General features: G+C 51.5%; 12 protein-coding genes, 2 tRNA genes and 2 other RNA genes. 9 read left to right on the top strand and 7 right to left on the bottom strand.

Annotated features, from left to right (window positions below; genetic code table 11):
- Positions 1-213: 213 nt before the first annotated feature.
- From M975_RS06305 to narI, 4 genes are read left to right on the top strand one after another with little or no spacing between them, the layout of a single operon-like run.
- Positions 214-3,960 carry a nitrate reductase subunit alpha gene (locus tag M975_RS06305; protein WP_064557997.1) on the top strand — a complete coding sequence of 1,249 codons (3,747 nt, stop codon included), beginning with the start codon at positions 214-216 and terminating at the stop codon, positions 3,958-3,960.
- On the top strand, positions 3,957-5,492 hold the full coding sequence (narH, locus tag M975_RS06310; protein WP_064557998.1) for a nitrate reductase subunit beta: 1,536 nt from the start codon (positions 3,957-3,959) through the stop codon (positions 5,490-5,492). The genes M975_RS06305 and narH overlap by 4 nt, the downstream gene beginning before the upstream one ends.
- Entirely contained in the window at positions 5,489-6,190 is a 702-nt protein-coding gene (narJ, locus tag M975_RS06315; RefSeq protein ID WP_064557999.1) for a nitrate reductase molybdenum cofactor assembly chaperone, read from the top strand. Before narH ends, narJ begins: the two co-directional genes overlap by 4 nt.
- 2 nt (positions 6,191-6,192) lie before the next feature.
- Positions 6,193-6,870: a respiratory nitrate reductase subunit gamma gene (narI, locus tag M975_RS06320; RefSeq protein ID WP_064558000.1), complete on the top strand. Its 678-nt coding sequence runs from the start codon at positions 6,193-6,195 to the stop codon at positions 6,868-6,870.
- Here narI and M975_RS06325 read toward each other — a convergent pair whose 3' ends face one another.
- A complete protein-coding gene (locus M975_RS06325) occupies positions 6,871-7,770 on the bottom strand; it encodes a DMT family transporter (RefSeq protein ID WP_064558001.1) in 900 nt (299 codons plus the stop codon). It abuts the gene before it with no gap.
- 108 nt (positions 7,771-7,878) lie between these two features.
- Between M975_RS06325 and M975_RS06330 the strand changes: the two genes are divergently transcribed.
- Positions 7,879-8,322, top strand: a complete 444-nt coding sequence (locus M975_RS06330) for an Lrp/AsnC family transcriptional regulator (RefSeq protein WP_064518476.1) — start codon at positions 7,879-7,881, stop codon at positions 8,320-8,322.
- Positions 8,323-8,411: 89 nt separating this feature from the next.
- Here M975_RS06330 and M975_RS06335 read toward each other — a convergent pair.
- From M975_RS06335 to M975_RS06360, 6 genes are all read right to left on the bottom strand, one after another.
- Positions 8,412-8,543: non-coding RNA, RtT sRNA (locus M975_RS06335), on the bottom strand.
- 43 nt (positions 8,544-8,586) lie between these two features.
- Positions 8,587-8,718, bottom strand: a non-coding RNA gene (locus M975_RS06340) — RtT sRNA.
- A gap of 43 nt (positions 8,719-8,761) precedes the next feature.
- Positions 8,762-8,846: transfer RNA gene (locus tag M975_RS06345), tRNA-Tyr, on the bottom strand.
- Positions 8,847-8,928: 82 nt separating this feature from the next.
- Positions 8,929-9,013: transfer RNA gene (locus M975_RS06350), tRNA-Tyr, on the bottom strand.
- 164 nt (positions 9,014-9,177) lie between these two features.
- Positions 9,178-10,020 (bottom strand): formyltetrahydrofolate deformylase, encoded by an 843-nt coding sequence (gene purU / locus M975_RS06355; protein WP_064558002.1) that lies wholly within the window; start codon positions 10,018-10,020, stop codon positions 9,178-9,180.
- A gap of 58 nt (positions 10,021-10,078) precedes the next feature.
- A complete protein-coding gene (locus M975_RS06360) occupies positions 10,079-10,534 on the bottom strand; it encodes a YchJ family protein (RefSeq protein WP_074388333.1) in 456 nt (151 codons plus the stop codon).
- Between the two features lie 175 nt (positions 10,535-10,709).
- Here M975_RS06360 and rssA point away from each other — a divergent pair, with 175 nt between their 5' ends.
- From rssA to M975_RS06380, 4 genes are all read left to right on the top strand, one after another.
- Positions 10,710-11,618, top strand: coding sequence for a patatin-like phospholipase RssA (gene rssA, locus M975_RS06365; RefSeq protein WP_034494978.1), 909 nt, complete (start codon positions 10,710-10,712; stop codon positions 11,616-11,618).
- Between the two features lie 93 nt (positions 11,619-11,711).
- Entirely contained in the window at positions 11,712-12,725 is a 1,014-nt protein-coding gene (rssB, locus tag M975_RS06370) for a two-component system response regulator RssB (RefSeq protein WP_064558004.1), read from the top strand.
- 200 nt (positions 12,726-12,925) lie between these two features.
- Positions 12,926-13,834, top strand: a complete 909-nt coding sequence (galU, locus tag M975_RS06375) for a UTP--glucose-1-phosphate uridylyltransferase GalU (RefSeq protein WP_064558005.1) — start codon at positions 12,926-12,928, stop codon at positions 13,832-13,834.
- Between the two features lie 24 nt (positions 13,835-13,858).
- Positions 13,859-15,199: a UDP-glucose dehydrogenase family protein gene (locus M975_RS06380; RefSeq protein ID WP_064558006.1), complete on the top strand. Its 1,341-nt coding sequence runs from the start codon at positions 13,859-13,861 to the stop codon at positions 15,197-15,199.
- The last annotated feature ends 72 nt before the right edge of the window (positions 15,200-15,271 follow it).

The raw sequence follows: 15,271 nt of genomic DNA on the forward strand, positions 1-15,271 counted from the left end.
GATAATGGGTATTTTGTTTATATATCAGTTAATTAACCATCAATATTCGATTGCCACTTTGGTGGTAGATCGCCAGTTCGCGCTTAAAACATCCTCCGCCGCAGTTGATCCTCATCAATTCTCCCTTCATATGCGCGAGTTACCGTGCCGCCATCGTTAGTAATGTCGTTTTCATAAGATAGAGCCTCCAGGCTCCACATCAGGAGAACCCCGATGAGCAAATTTCTTGACCGGTTTCGTTACTTCAAACAGAAGGGCGAAACTTTTGCCGATGGACATGGCCAACTGCTCGATACCAATCGTGATTGGGAAGAAGGTTATCGCCAGCGGTGGCAGCACGACAAAGTGGTTCGTTCCACTCACGGTGTAAACTGCACGGGCTCCTGTAGCTGGAAGATCTATGTCAAAAGCGGCCTGGTAACCTGGGAAACGCAGCAAACCGACTACCCGCGTACCCGCCCGGATATGCCAAACCATGAACCACGCGGCTGCCCACGCGGCGCCAGCTATTCCTGGTATCTCTATAGCGCCAACCGCCTGAAATATCCTCTGATGCGCAAGCGTCTGATCCAACTGTGGCGTGAAGCGAAAACTTTGCATGACGATCCTGTCGATGCCTGGGCTTCAATCATCAACGACCCGGAAAAAGCAAAAAGCTATAAACAAGCCCGTGGTCGTGGTGGTTTTGTGCGTTCAAGCTGGGCTGAAGTAAACGAACTGATTGCCGCAGCAAACGTGTTTACCGCAAAAACCTTCGGCCCGGACCGTATCGCGGGCTTCTCGCCGATCCCGGCGATGTCGATGGTTTCTTATGCGTCAGGTGCACGTTACCTTTCCCTGATTGGCGGCACCTGCCTGAGCTTCTACGACTGGTATTGCGATTTGCCGCCAGCGTCACCAATGACCTGGGGCGAGCAGACGGACGTGCCGGAATCTGCCGACTGGTATAACTCCAGCTACATCATCGCCTGGGGCTCTAACGTTCCGCAGACCCGTACACCAGATGCCCACTTCTTTACCGAAGTGCGCTACAAAGGTACCAAAACCGTAGCGGTGACGCCGGATTACGCTGAAATCGCTAAATTATGCGATCAGTGGCTGGCACCAAAACAGGGTACCGATGCCGCCATGGCGCTGGCGATGGGCCACGTGATGTTGCGTGAATTCCACCTCGATAACCCAAGCCAATACTTCACCGATTATGTGCGCCGCTACACCGACATGCCGATGCTGGTGATGTTAGAGGAGCGTGACGGTTTCTATGCCGCAGGCCGTATGTTACGTGCCTCTGACCTGGTGGATGGTCTTGGCCAGGAAAACAACCCGCAGTGGAAAACGGTCGCCATGGATAGCCAGAATGGCGAACTGCTGGCACCAAACGGTTCCATCGGTTACCGCTGGGGCGAGAAGGGCAAGTGGAACCTCGAACAGCGTGATGGCACCAGCGGTGAAGAAGCCGAACTGCGCCTGAGCCTGCTGGGTAGCCACGACGAAATCGCTGATGTCGGTTTCCCGTACTTCGGTGGCGAAAGCACTGAACACTTCAGCAACGTTAAACTTGATAACGTGCTGATGCACAAACTGCCGGTGAAACGCATTCAACTGGCTGACGGCTCCACCGCACTGGTGACCACCGTTTATGACCTGACGCTGGCGAACTACGGCCTCGATCGCGGCCTGAATGATGAAAACTGCGCGACCAGTTATGACGATGTAAAAGCGTATACCCCAGCGTGGGCTGAGCAAATCACCGGCGTTTCTCGCCAGAACATCATCCGCATTGCGCGTGAATTTGCCGATAACGCTGATAAAACCCATGGCCGCTCGATGATTATCGTCGGTGCCGGGATGAACCACTGGTTCCACATGGACATGAACTACCGCGGTCTGATCAATATGCTGATCTTCTGCGGCTGCGTTGGTCAGAGCGGTGGCGGCTGGGCACACTATGTCGGCCAGGAAAAACTGCGCCCACAAACCGGCTGGACACCACTGGCGTTCGCACTCGACTGGCAGCGTCCGCCGCGCCAGATGAACAGCACTTCGTTCTTCTATAACCACTCAAGTCAGTGGCGCTACGAGTCGTTGACCGCGGAAGAATTGCTTTCCCCGCTGGCGGATAAATCCCGCTATAGCGGCCACCTGATTGACTTTAACGTGCGTGCTGAACGCATGGGCTGGCTGCCATCTGCGCCACAGCTCAATACCAACCCGCTGACCATTGCGAAGCAGGCGAAAGCGGCGGACATGAGCCCGGCTGATTTCACCGCACAGCAACTGAAAAGTGGCGATATTCGCTTTGCCGCAGAACAGCCGGATGCAGGCAATAACCATCCGCGCAACTTGTTCGTCTGGCGTTCAAACCTGCTGGGCTCTTCCGGTAAGGGCCACGAGTACATGCTCAAATATTTGCTCGGTACTGAGAACGGTATTCAGGGTAAAGATCTGGGCAAAGAAGGCGGCGTCATGCCGGAGGAAGTCGAGTGGGTAGATAACGGGCTGGACGGCAAACTGGATCTGGTGGTGACGCTGGACTTCCGCCTGTCAAGCACCTGTCTGTACTCCGATATCGTGCTGCCAACGGCCACCTGGTATGAAAAAGACGATATGAATACGTCGGATATGCATCCGTTTATTCATCCGCTTTCTGCAGCTGTTGACCCAGCCTGGGATTCAAAAAGCGACTGGGAAATCTATAAAGCCATCGCGAAGAAATTCTCCGAAGTGTGCGTCGGCCATTTGGGCAAAGAAACCGATGTGGTGACGCTGCCAATTCAGCACGATTCCGCCGCAGAACTGGCGCAGCCGTTTGGCGTGATGGACTGGAAAAAAGGCGAATGTGATCTGATTCCGGGCAAAACGGCCCCGCATCTGGTGACGGTTGAGCGCGATTACCCGGCGACCTACGAGCGTTTCACCTCGGTTGGTCCGTTGATGGAAACCATCGGTAACGGCGGGAAAGGTATCGCGTGGAACACGCAGTCTGAAATGGATCTGCTGCGTAAGCTCAATTACACCAAAACCGAAGGCCCGGCAAAAGGCCAGCCGATGATTAACACGGCTATCGACGCCGCTGAAATGATCCTCACCCTGGCACCTGAAACTAACGGCCAGGTTGCCGTGAAAGCCTGGGCGGCGCTAAGCGAATTTACCGGCCGCGACCACACGCACCTGGCGCTCAATAAAGAAGACGAAAAGATTCGCTTCCGCGATATCCAGGCGCAGCCACGCAAAATCATCTCCAGCCCAACCTGGTCGGGCCTTGAAGATGAACACGTTTCCTACAGCGCCGGTTATACCAACGTTCACGAACTGATTCCGTGGCGCACGTTGTCAGGCCGCCAGCAGCTTTACCAGGATCACCAGTGGATGCGTGATTTTGGCGAAAGCCTGCTGGTGTACCGTCCGCCGATTGATACCCGCTCCGTCAAAGGTGTGATGGGTAAAAAATCCAACGGTAACCCGGAGAAAGCGTTGAACTTCCTGACGCCGCACCAGAAATGGGGCATTCACTCAACCTACAGCGACAACTTGCTGATGCTGACGCTGTCGCGCGGCGGGCCGATTGTCTGGATGAGCGAAATCGACGCCAAAGCGTTGGGTATCGTCGATAACGACTGGATTGAAGTGTTCAACAATAACGGTGCTTTGACCGCGCGTGCGGTGGTGAGTCAGCGTGTGCCGGAAGGCATGACCATGATGTACCACGCGCAGGAACGTATCGTGAACCTGCCGGGTTCTGAAATTACCGGTCAGCGTGGTGGTATCCATAACTCGGTCACCCGTATTAGCCCGAAACCGACGCATATGATTGGCGGTTACGCGCAACTGGCGTACGGCTTTAACTACTACGGCACCGTCGGTTCAAACCGTGATGAGTTCGTCGTGGTGCGTAAGATGAAAGACATCAACTGGTTAGACGGTGAAGGCAATGACCAGGTACAGGAGAGCGTAAAATGAAAATTCGTTCACAAGTCGGCATGGTGCTGAATCTTGATAAATGCATCGGCTGTCACACCTGTTCTGTGACCTGTAAAAACGTCTGGACCAGCCGCGAAGGGATGGAGTACGCGTGGTTCAACAACGTCGAAACCAAACCAGGAACCGGCTATCCAACTGACTGGGAAAACCAGGAAAAATGGAAGGGCGGCTGGATCCGTAAAATCAACGGCAAACTACAACCGCGCATGGGTAACCGCGCGATGCTGCTGGGTAAAATCTTCGCTAACCCGCACCTGCCGGGTATCGACGATTACTACGAGCCATTTGATTTTGACTATCAGCATTTGCATAACGCGCCAGCAGGCAAGCATCAGCCGATTGCGCGCCCACGCTCACTGATTACCGGCCAGCGGATGAACAAAATCGAAGCCGGCCCGAACTGGGAAGACGATCTGGGTGGCGAGTTCGAAAAGCTCTCCAAAGACCAGAACTTCCAGAACATGCAAAAGGCGATGTACGGCCAGTTCGAAAACACCTTTATGGCGTACCTGCCGCGCTTGTGCGAACACTGCCTGAACCCGGCGTGTGCGGCGACATGCCCGAGCGGTGCCATTTACAAGCGTGAAGAAGACGGCATTGTGTTGATTGACCAGGACAAGTGCCGCGGCTGGCGCATGTGCATTACCGGTTGTCCGTACAAAAAAATCTACTTCAACTGGAAGAGCGGTAAATCCGAGAAGTGCATCTTCTGTTATCCGCGAATCGAAGCGGGCCAGCCAACGGTGTGTTCTGAAACCTGTGTGGGCCGTATTCGTTACCTCGGTGTGTTGTTGTATGACGCTGATGCCATTGAACAGGCGGCGAGTACCGAGAACGAGAAAGATCTCTACGAGCGTCAGTTGGGTATTTTCCTTAATCCGAATGACCCCGCGGTTATCGAGCAGGCACTGAAAGATGGCGTGCCGCAGAGTGTTATTGACGCCGCACAACAGTCGCCAGTTTATAAAATGGCGATGGACTGGAAGCTCGCTCTGCCGCTGCACCCGGAATACCGCACGTTGCCGATGGTCTGGTATGTGCCGCCGTTGTCGCCAATTCAGTCTGCGGCTGACGCGGGTGAACTGCCGCATACCGGGATCCTGCCAGACGTTGAAAGCCTGCGTATTCCGGTGGAATACCTGGCGAATTTGCTGACTGCGGGCGACACCGCGCCGGTGCTGCGTGCGCTCAAACGCATGATGGCAATGCGCCATTACAAGCGCGCTGAAACAGTCGAAGGCGTTGTTGATACGCGTGCGCTGGAAGAAGTTGGGCTGACGGAAGCGCAGGCGCAGGAAATGTATCGCTACCTGGCGATAGCCAACTACGAAGATCGTTTTGTGGTGCCATCAAGCCACCGCGAACTGGCGGCAGATGCCTTCCCGGAAAGCAAAGGCTGTGGTTTCAGCTTTGGCGACGGTTGCCATGGTTCTGACAGCAAATTCAACCTGTTCAATAGCAAACGTATCGACGCGATTGATGTGTCCAGCAAAACGGAGCCAAAACCATGATTGAACTTCTGGTGATTTCCCGTCTGCTCGAGTACCCGGATGCTGCCTTATGGCAGCACCAACAGGAATTGCGCGAAGCCTTAGCCGAGGGCGGGGCGCTTAATTTGCAACAGGCCGCTCAGCTTAATAATTTTATTTCGACGCTGTGTGGCGGTGATTTGCTGGATGCGCAGGCAAGCTACAGCGAGCTGTTCGATCGCGGTCGTGCCACTTCAATGTTGTTGTTTGAACATGTGCACGGGGAATCCCGTGACCGTGGCCAGGCGATGGTCAACCTGATGAACCAGTATCAGCAGGCGGGTATGGAAATCGACAGCCGCGAGCTGCCGGACCATTTGCCGCTGTATCTGGAATATCTGTCCCAGCGTGAAGAAAGTGAAGCGCGAGGCGGTTTGCAGGATGTGGCACCGATTCTGGCTCTGCTGGCGGCACGCCTGAAGCAGCGCGAAAGCGATTATGCGGTGTTGTTTGATGTGTTGCTTGGCCTGTCGCAAAGCGATGTGGTGGTGGAAAGCGTGAGCCTGCAAATCGCGGACGAAGCGCGTGATGATACGCCGCAAGCGCTGGATGCGGTCTGGGAAGAAGAGCAGGTGAAATTTGTGGCGGACGCAGGGTGCGGTGAGTCTGAAATCAGCAGCCATCAGCGTCGTTTTGCCGGGGCTGTCGCTCCGCAGTATTTGAATATCGGAGGACAGTAACTATGCATTTTCTCAATGTGTTCTTCTACGACATTTATCCGTATCTGTGCGGCACGGTATTCCTGCTGGGCAGTTGGTTGCGTTATGACTACGGCCAGTACACCTGGAAAGCGGGTTCCAGCCAGATGTTGGATCGCAAAGGCATGAATCTGGCTTCAAACCTGTTCCATATTGGGATTTTGGGGATTTTCGCCGGGCACTTCCTTGGCATGCTGACGCCGCACTGGATGTATGAGTCATTCCTGCCAATCGATGTGAAGCAGAAAATGGCGATGTTTGCCGGTGGCGCGAGCGGTGTGATGACGCTGGTGGGTGGCTTCTTGTTGCTCAAGCGCCGTCTGTTTAATCCACGTATCCGTGCGACATCGAGCGTGGCGGATATTCTGATTCTTAGCCTGTTGGTGATTCAGTGCCTGCTCGGTCTGTTGAGCATTCCATTCTCAGCGCAGCATATGGATGGCAGCGAGATGATGAAGTTAGTGGGCTGGGCGCAGGCGGTGGTGACATTCCACGGTGGTGCATCTGAGCACCTGGATGGTGTGGCGTTTATCTTCCGTGTGCATTTGGTGTTGGGGATGACGTTGTTCTTATTGTTCCCATTCACCCGTCTGGTGCACGCGTGGAGTGCACCGGTTGAGTATTTGACGCGTAAGTATCAGGTTGTTCGCGCACGTCGCTAATTATCGCGTTTTTTGTTCCAGGCCCTGCGAGAGCGGGGCCTTTTCTTTTATGCCCCAGCCGAGATTATTTCCTGCCGCAGCCAGCAAAATCATTGCACCCCCGATAAGTTGCACAACGCTCAACGTATGACCAAACATCAGGCTATCTACTGTGACCGCCACTAAAGGATAAATAAAAGAGAGTGAGCCGATTATCGGCGTTGGTAGTTTCTGAATCGCGCTATAAAGCAACTGGTACATCACTCCAGTGTGAACGATTCCGAGCGTCAATAAAATTCCCCATGGGAAATTATCCGAGAGAGTGACGAAACGGGCCAGCGGCAACAATATAACCACACCAACCAGCACCTGGATAAAGGCAATATGTTGCGGTGGAAGAGGGCGTAATTTGCGGGTGATGATTGCCGTCAACGCGTAGAAGAAAGCGGCACCAAGCGCCATGGCAATACCTGTTATCAAGTTAGCGTTATGCGCCTTAATAAGCTCACTAGAAAGTAGAATCGCCACGCCGCTAAACGCCAGCAGCAGCCAACCCCACTTTATCAGTGTCACCCGCTCACCCATTAAAATGCTTATCAGAACCAGCATGAACGGCTGGGTATTGTAGACCACGGTCGACATGCCGATGGAAATCTGGTCGTAGGCGGCGAACAGCAGTAACCAGTTGATGACCAAAGCTACCCCGCCGATTACGGACAGCAATAACGTGCGACGTGTAAAGTGGCTGAAAGGCTGTTTGCTCACCAGGATAAAAAATCCAAGCGCTGCAGCGCCGATCGCACAACGCCAGAATACGACGTCAATAACGGGTAAACCTGACAACAATACAAATGCGCCAATGGAGCCTGAAATAAGCATTGCCAGGCACATTTGCCAGACACCCGTTTTAAATTCACTCATAGAAACCTCCCGAATCAGATGTCTCTATTGTGAAAAAATCGACGTGTGCTTTACAGAGTTGTTGTAAGGTAAAAAGAGATAATTTCTTTTTTTATGAAGGTAAATTAGATGGAATTCCTTATTGATGATATCGACCGGGCGATTGTGACCTGCCTGGCACAGGATGCCAGATTGTCGCTTAAAGTACTGAGTGCGCGAGTGGGGCTAACATCGCCGAGTACGGCAGAGCGACTGAAGCGTTTAGAAGAGCGAGGGATTATTCAGGGCTATAGCGCGCGAGTGAATCTGGCGGCACTGGGGTATACATTGCAGGCTCTGGTCAGGGTGAAACCGCTGCCAGGAATGTTGCAGAAGGTGGAAAAATATCTGCAAGCCATGCCGCAATGCATTGAGTGTGACAAAGTGACTGGAGAAGACTGTTTTGTGGTGAGACTGGTAGTAAAAGATATTGCGCAGTTGGACACGCTGCTCGATGGGCTTGCCGAACAGGCTCAGTCTAATACGGCGATTGTGAAAAGTTCGCCAGTTACGCGGCGATTGCCTGCGATGTAATGACAGCTATTACCTGCCTACACTTCTGCCCCAACGGGAATATGAAAGTTTGTGCGATTTGGATTTTATTGGGAGATATTGCTAGAAGATGGTGGCGGGGGAAGGATTACTCGACGCTTTGCGCCTCGCCCTTCGGGTCGTTGCCTACGGCAACGCTTTCTCGCTAACGCTCGAATCGAACCTTAGTCGAAGCTTCTCATCCTTCCCCAACGAGAATATGAAAGTTTGTGCGATTTGGATTTGTTTGGGAAGGTATTAAAGAGATGGTGGCGGGGGAAGGATTACTAGACGCTTTGCGTCTTGCCCTTCGGGTCGTTGCCTGCGGCAACGCTTTCTCGCTAACGCTCGAATCGAACCTTAGTCGAAGCTTCTCATCCTTCCCCAACGGGAATATGAAAGATTGTGCGATTTGGATTTGTTTGGAGGTATTACTAGAGAATGGTGGCGGGGGAAGGATTCGAACCTTCGAAGTCGATGACGGCAGATTTACAGTCTGCTCCCTTTGGCCGCTCGGGAACCCCGCCAGGGGTATAGGTACTACTGAATTTTGATAAGTGCTCATATTGATGAGAGCTTATCGTCTTAACCACAGCCAGTGGTCAAGAATGGTGGCGGGGGAAGGATTCGAACCTTCGAAGTCGATGACGGCAGATTTACAGTCTGCTCCCTTTGGCCGCTCGGGAACCCCGCCAGGGGTATTACATTTTGTTGGCTTTCTTACTCGCCTCCTTCGTCTGGAAGCGGGGCGCATCATATCAAATGAAGCGCCGCTGTAAAGCATTCACTGTAAGAAAATGAATCGTTTGCCGTTTTTTTACACGTAACGTCGCAAACCTAAGCAATTATATGATTGATCTACAGAATAATCGTGCGATTACCGTATACAAACACGCGCTGAGCCAGTACCTGGTACAACGCACGGCTGAGAACATTTTTCTCTACATCACGCCCGGCACGCATCATATCTTCTGCAGTGTAAGTGTGATCGACGTGAATCACGTCCTGCATGATGATTGGGCCTTCATCCAGGTTGTCATTGACGTAGTGCGCGGTTGCGCCAATGATTTTCACACCGCGCTCATACGCCTGGTGATAAGGGCGTGCGCCAATAAAAGCAGGCAGGAACGAATGGTGGATATTAATAATCTGATTCGGGAAGCGTGAAACGAACTCAGGCGTTAATACGCGCATGTATTTCGCCAGTACCACGTAATCAGGCTGGTGCGCTTCAATCGCATCTGCCATCTGTTTATCGTGATCTTCACGGGTCAGCCCTTCATGGCTCACCAGTTCGAACGGAATATCAAAACGTTCGACCAGCGTACGTAAAGTCTCGTGGTTGCCAATTACTGCGGCGATTTCGACATCCAGCCCGCCGTAGTTAGCTTTCATTAACAGGTCACCTAAGCAGTGCGCTTCTTTGGTCACCAGAATCACCACGCGGCGACGGCCCGCAGGAATCAGTTCACGTACTGAACCTTCAGGCAGTGCGCTATCTAAATCGGCCAACAGTGTGTTGTCGTTAAAAATACCTTCGAGTTCGGTACGCATAAAGAAGCGCCCGGTGCGGTGGTCGACAAACTCATTGTTCTGAACAATGTTCAGTTCGTGCTTGTAACAAATGTTGGTGATTTTAGCGATAAGCCCTTTTGCGTCAGGGCAGATGGTGCGTAGTACTTTTCGTTGTAATGCTTGCATTGCAGGCTAAGTCCTGTTGTACGTGTGTTTGCTAATTGATTTGTGCCATGACGAGTCATTACCCACAACACTTTTTATATTTTTTTCCAGAACCGCAAGGGCAGGGGTCATTTCGACCAAACTGCGGGCGGGTTCCATCCACATAGTACCACCGGCCGTTTTCCTTTAAGAAACGAGAACGCTCGATAATCGCACTTTCTTTGCCTTGTTCTTCAAAGCGCGCGACAAAACTAACGTAACCTTCGTTTTCATTCTCACCTGCGGCGGCTTCATAAACTGTCAGGCCCAACCAGTGAGTATTCCCAAAACTTCCCAAAAGATCTGTTGTCAGAGCAGGACTGCGTGTTTGCGGGTACCAGGTGGAAACAAGATAGTCTGCATCCTGCATCACATAAGCGCTATAACGTGAACGCATGAGTTGCGATGGGGTTGGCGCAAGCTGGTCCGCGCGTAGGTAAGGCTGGCAACATAAGCTATACTCCTGACCGCTACCACAAGGGCAAAGTTGCGACACAGCATCTCCTTGGTTACAAAAAAATAGTCGGCGTAAATACGCAGGGTAGTTATGTTAACTGAGCTGTGGCGAGTTCGCCACGAGGTGATATATCCATTGGCATTTGAGTTGCAATCAACACCCCCGCAGCTTGAAGAATGATGGGTATAAACCGGGGAAGAAAGACCGAGGCGAAATGAGACAGGTAAAGATCGGCCTTGCATTAGGGTCGGGAGCAGCAAAAGGATGGGCGCATATTGGTGTCATTAATGCGTTAAAGCGGGCTGGCATTCAGGTTGATATCGTAGCAGGTTGCTCGGTGGGCGCGCTGGTGGGTGCGGCATATGCCAGTAATCGTTTACCTATGATGGAGCGCTGGGTGCGTTCGTTCGGCTATTGGGATGTCCTGCGACTGATGGATCTCTCCTGGCGACGTGGCGGTTTGCTGCGTGGTGAAAGAGTTTTCAATAACGTTCGTAAAATCATTACGGAAGAGAAAATTGAAGACTGCGCGCTGCGTTTTGGCTCTGTTGCCACCAACTTAAGTACCGGGCGCGAGCTGTGGTTCACTGATGGCGATCTTCACCAGGCGGTACGCGCTTCTTGCAGCATGCCTGGCCTGCTTTCGCCCGTTGGGTATAACGGCTACTGGCTGGTCGATGGCGCAGTGGTTAACCCGGTGCCCGTTTCGCTGACCCGTGCGTTGGGTGCCGATATCGTTATTGCCGTCGATCTTCAGCATGATGCTCATCTGATGCAGCAAGATTTACTTTCCGTCAATATGACAACTCCACTGGCGGAAAACCAGGTACAGCCCGATTCCTGGCGCGGGCGTTTACGTGAACAGCTTGGCAAAATAACAACACGACGCGCCAATACGACGCCCACGGCCATGGAAATCATGACCACGTCCATTCAGGTGCTGGAAAACCGCTTAAAACGCAACCGCATGGCGGGTGACCCGCCGGACATTTTGTTGCAACCTTTTTGCCCTCAGATTTCAACGCTTGATTTCCATCGTGCTGCTGAAGCGATAAGTGCGGGTAGTTTAGCTGTCGAGAAAAAGATGGATGAGCTGCTGCCATTGGTTCGTACCCATGAATGAGTACGGTGAAAACGCGCATCTTCAGGTAATTCTGACAGGCGGCAATTGTCATACCATGCCACTATTGATCTATCGCCAGTCAGGGGATCGAAAATGACACAGCCACTCGTTGGAAAACTAATTCTCATTGTTGAAGACGAGCCCGTTTTCCGCGCTTTACTGGAGAATTATCTCACTTCTTTAGGGGCAGCAACGGCTGTTGCCACCGATGGTATTGATGCGCTGGAAAAAATGTCCAGTATTTCCCCCGACCTGCTGATTTGTGATCTGGCGATGCCGCGCATGAATGGACTGAAGCTGGTTGAGCATCTGCGTAATGAAGGTGTTGAAACGCCAATACTGGTGATTTCCGCCACCGAGAACATGTCTGATATTGCTAAGGCGCTGCGCTTTGGTGTTCAGGATGTGTTGCTCAAGCCAATTAAAGATCTTAACCGTCTGCGTGAAACGGTGTTCGCCTGCCTCTATCCCAATATGTTTAATTCTCGGGTCGAGGAAGAAGAACGGTTGTTTCAGGACTGGGATGCGCTGGTGAGCGACCCGCAGGCAGCTTCTAAATTACTGCAAGAGTTACAGCCGCCGGTGCAGCAAGTGATGTCGCACTGCCGCGTGAATTACCGCCAATTGATTACGCTAAATCAGCCAGGGCTGGTTCTGGATATTGCACCGTTATCAGAAAATGACCTGGCATTTTATTGCCTTGATGTGACAAGAGCCGGCGATAACGGTGTGTTGGCAGCGTTGTTATTACGTGCGCTATTTAATGGGCTATTGCAGGAACAACTTTCTAAACAGAACCAACGTTTACCTGAACTGGGTAATTTACTGAAACAAGTGAATCAGTTATTACGCCAGGCCAATCTCACGGGGCAGTTTCCGTTAATGGTCGGCTATTATCATAGCGAGTTAAAAAACCTGATTCTGGTATCGGCTGGGCTAAATGCCACCTTAAATACCGGTGAGCATCAAATTCAGGTCAGCAATGGTGTGCCATTAGGGACGCTGGGCAATACTTATCTCAACCAAATCAGCCAGCGTTGTGAGTCCTGGCAGTGTCAGGTATGGGGTACGGGTGGGAGATTACGCCTGATGTTGTCTGCGGAGTGAGCATTTGAATGGTTGAAATCATTTAGGTTTTCTCCCCTATCATTGCTGGTGGTAATATCGTATTCAACTCATTCGTATTTATCTTAAATTACCAACGTAACGGGTAAACAGCCGTAGATCTCACTTTTAAGCTGATATACTCGAGACGTTTTTTTAATTGACTTGCAAGTGAAAACTTGAACAGTCCAGGAGATTTTTCAATGGCTGCCATTAATTCTAAAGTAAGAAAAGCAGTAATCCCGGTCGCGGGATTAGGCACGCGTATGTTACCGGCGACCAAGGCAATTCCAAAAGAGATGTTGCCTCTGGTTGATAAACCATTAATTCAGTATGTGGTAAATGAATGTATCGCTGCAGGCATCACTGAAATTGTGTTGGTGACGCACTCTTCGAAAAACTCCATCGAAAACCATTTCGATACCAGTTTTGAACTGGAAGCCATGCTGGAAAAACGCGTTAAGCGCCAGTTGCTGGAAGAAGTACAGGCTATTTGCCCTCCGCACGTGACCATTATGCAGGTGCGTCAGGGTCTGGCGAAAGGTTTAGGTCACGCTGTATTGTGCGCGCACCCGGTAGTGGGTGATGAGCCTGTTGCCGTTATCCTGCCAGATGTCATCCTCGATGAGTTCGAGTCCGATCTTTCCCAGGATAACCTGGCAGAAATGATCAAACGTTTTGACGCTACGGGCAACAGCCAGATTATGGTTGAACCGGTAGAAGATGTTACCGCTTACGGTGTTGTTGACTGTAAAGGTGTTGAGTTAAACGAAGGCGATAGCGTGCCAATGGTGGGTATCGTTGAGAAACCTAAAGCTAACGTTGCGCCATCCAATCTTGCGGTTGTTGGCCGTTATGTGCTGACTGCGGATATCTGGCCTCTGTTGTCAAAAACACCTCCAGGTGCAGGCGATGAAATTCAGCTGACTGACTCCATTGCTATGCTGATGGAAAAACAGACGGTAGAAGCCTATCACATGAGAGGCGTAAGCCATGACTGTGGTAACAAACTTGGCTATATGCAGGCGTTTGTGGAATACGGTATTCGTCACAACACTCTGGGTGCAGATTTTAAAGCCTGGCTAGAAGAGACGGTTGGCGCGAAAAAGTAATTCATTTCAACGCAGGATAGAAAGATGAAAGTTACTGTATTTGGTATCGGCTATGTTGGTCTTGTGCAGGCAGCAGTGCTTGCGGAAGTCGGTCACGATGTGATGTGCATAGATGTCGATGCGAAGAAAGTCGAAAATCTTAAAAACGGCGTGATCCCGATTTTTGAACCTGGCTTAACGCCACTGGTTAAGAAAAACTATGAAGAAGGCCGTTTGCAGTTCAGCACCGATGCTGAAATGGGCGTTCATCATGGTGAAATGCAATTTATTGCCGTTGGTACGCCACCTGATGAAGACGGCTCTGCTGACCTGAAATATGTCACCGCTGTTGCGCGTACTATCGCTCAGCACATGACATCCCACAAAGTTGTGCTCGATAAATCCACCGTTCCAGTCGGAACTGCGGATAGAGTGCGCAGCGTAATGGAAGAAACGCTGAAAGCCCGTGGTGTAGACATTCCATTTGATGTGGTTTCTAACCCTGAATTCCTGAAAGAAGGTGCGGCAGTTTCTGACTGTATGCGCCCTGAGCGTATCGTTATCGGTACTGATAACGATGACGTGGTTGATTTGCTACGTGAACTGTACGAACCGTTCAACCGCAACCACGACCGTATGATCCTGATGGATATCCGTAGTGCTGAGCTGACCAAATACGCGGCGAACTGCATGCTGGCGACCAAAATCAGCTTTATGAACGAGATCTCAAACCTGGCAGAACGCCTGGGGGCAGATATCGAGAAAGTACGTATGGGTATTGGTTCAGACTCACGCATCGGCTACAGCTTTATTTACCCAGGCTGCGGTTATGGTGGCTCTTGCTTCCCTAAAGATGTGCAGGCTTTGATTCGTACCGCCCAGCAGATTGGCTACACACCACGTATTCTGCAAGCGGTGGAAGAGGTCAACCACGACCAGAAGTTAAAACTCCCTGAGTTTATTACTCGTCACTTTGGTGAAGACCTGAAAGGTAAAACCTTCGCGCTGTGGGGGCTTTCTTTCAAACCAAATACCGACGATATGCGTGAAGCCTCAAGCCGCGTCCTGATGGAAGCGCTGTGGGAACGCGGTGCTCAGGTGCAGGCGTATGACCCGGAAGCAATGGACGAAACCCAGCGCATTTACGGACATCGTTCAGATCTGAAATTGATGGGTACCAAAGAAGCTGCATTACAGGACGCGGATGCTCTGGTTATTTGTACCGAGTGGCAAAGTTTCCGTGCGCCTGATTTTGATGCAATTAAGAAAGCATTGAAACAACCAGTTATCTTTGACGGTCGTAACCTGTATGATCCTGAAAGACTCAGCAAACGCGGCTTTGTTTATTATGCAATTGGCCGCGGAGCGTCCATCAATATTGCGTAATGTACCCTGAGTAATTCGAACTGCATCGCGGCGGCAAGTGCACTTATCCGAAGATCTTACATCAGTAAGTGA

Origin of the sequence: Buttiauxella brennerae ATCC 51605, from assembly GCF_001654925.1 — a bacterium.
Classification (GTDB): domain Bacteria; phylum Pseudomonadota; class Gammaproteobacteria; order Enterobacterales; family Enterobacteriaceae; genus Buttiauxella; species Buttiauxella brennerae.

Bases quoted from the DNA above. Each gene is read 5' to 3' on its own strand.
- purU (WP_064558002.1), bottom strand. From the start codon at position 10,020: ATGCAAGCATTACAACGAAAAGTACTACGCACCATCTGCCCTGACGCA.
- M975_RS06305 (WP_064557997.1), top strand. From the start codon at position 214: ATGAGCAAATTTCTTGACCGGTTTCGTTACTTCAAACAGAAGGGCGAA.
- narH (WP_064557998.1), top strand. From the start codon at position 3,957: ATGAAAATTCGTTCACAAGTCGGCATGGTGCTGAATCTTGATAAATGC.
- M975_RS06325 (WP_064558001.1), bottom strand. From the start codon at position 7,770: ATGAGTGAATTTAAAACGGGTGTCTGGCAAATGTGCCTGGCAATGCTT.
- M975_RS06330 (WP_064518476.1), top strand. From the start codon at position 7,879: ATGGAATTCCTTATTGATGATATCGACCGGGCGATTGTGACCTGCCTG.
- galU (WP_064558005.1), top strand. From the start codon at position 12,926: ATGGCTGCCATTAATTCTAAAGTAAGAAAAGCAGTAATCCCGGTCGCG.
- narJ (WP_064557999.1), top strand. From the start codon at position 5,489: ATGATTGAACTTCTGGTGATTTCCCGTCTGCTCGAGTACCCGGATGCT.
- rssB (WP_064558004.1), top strand. From the start codon at position 11,712: ATGACACAGCCACTCGTTGGAAAACTAATTCTCATTGTTGAAGACGAG.
- narI (WP_064558000.1), top strand. From the start codon at position 6,193: ATGCATTTTCTCAATGTGTTCTTCTACGACATTTATCCGTATCTGTGC.
- M975_RS06380 (WP_064558006.1), top strand. From the start codon at position 13,859: ATGAAAGTTACTGTATTTGGTATCGGCTATGTTGGTCTTGTGCAGGCA.
- rssA (WP_034494978.1), top strand. From the start codon at position 10,710: ATGAGACAGGTAAAGATCGGCCTTGCATTAGGGTCGGGAGCAGCAAAA.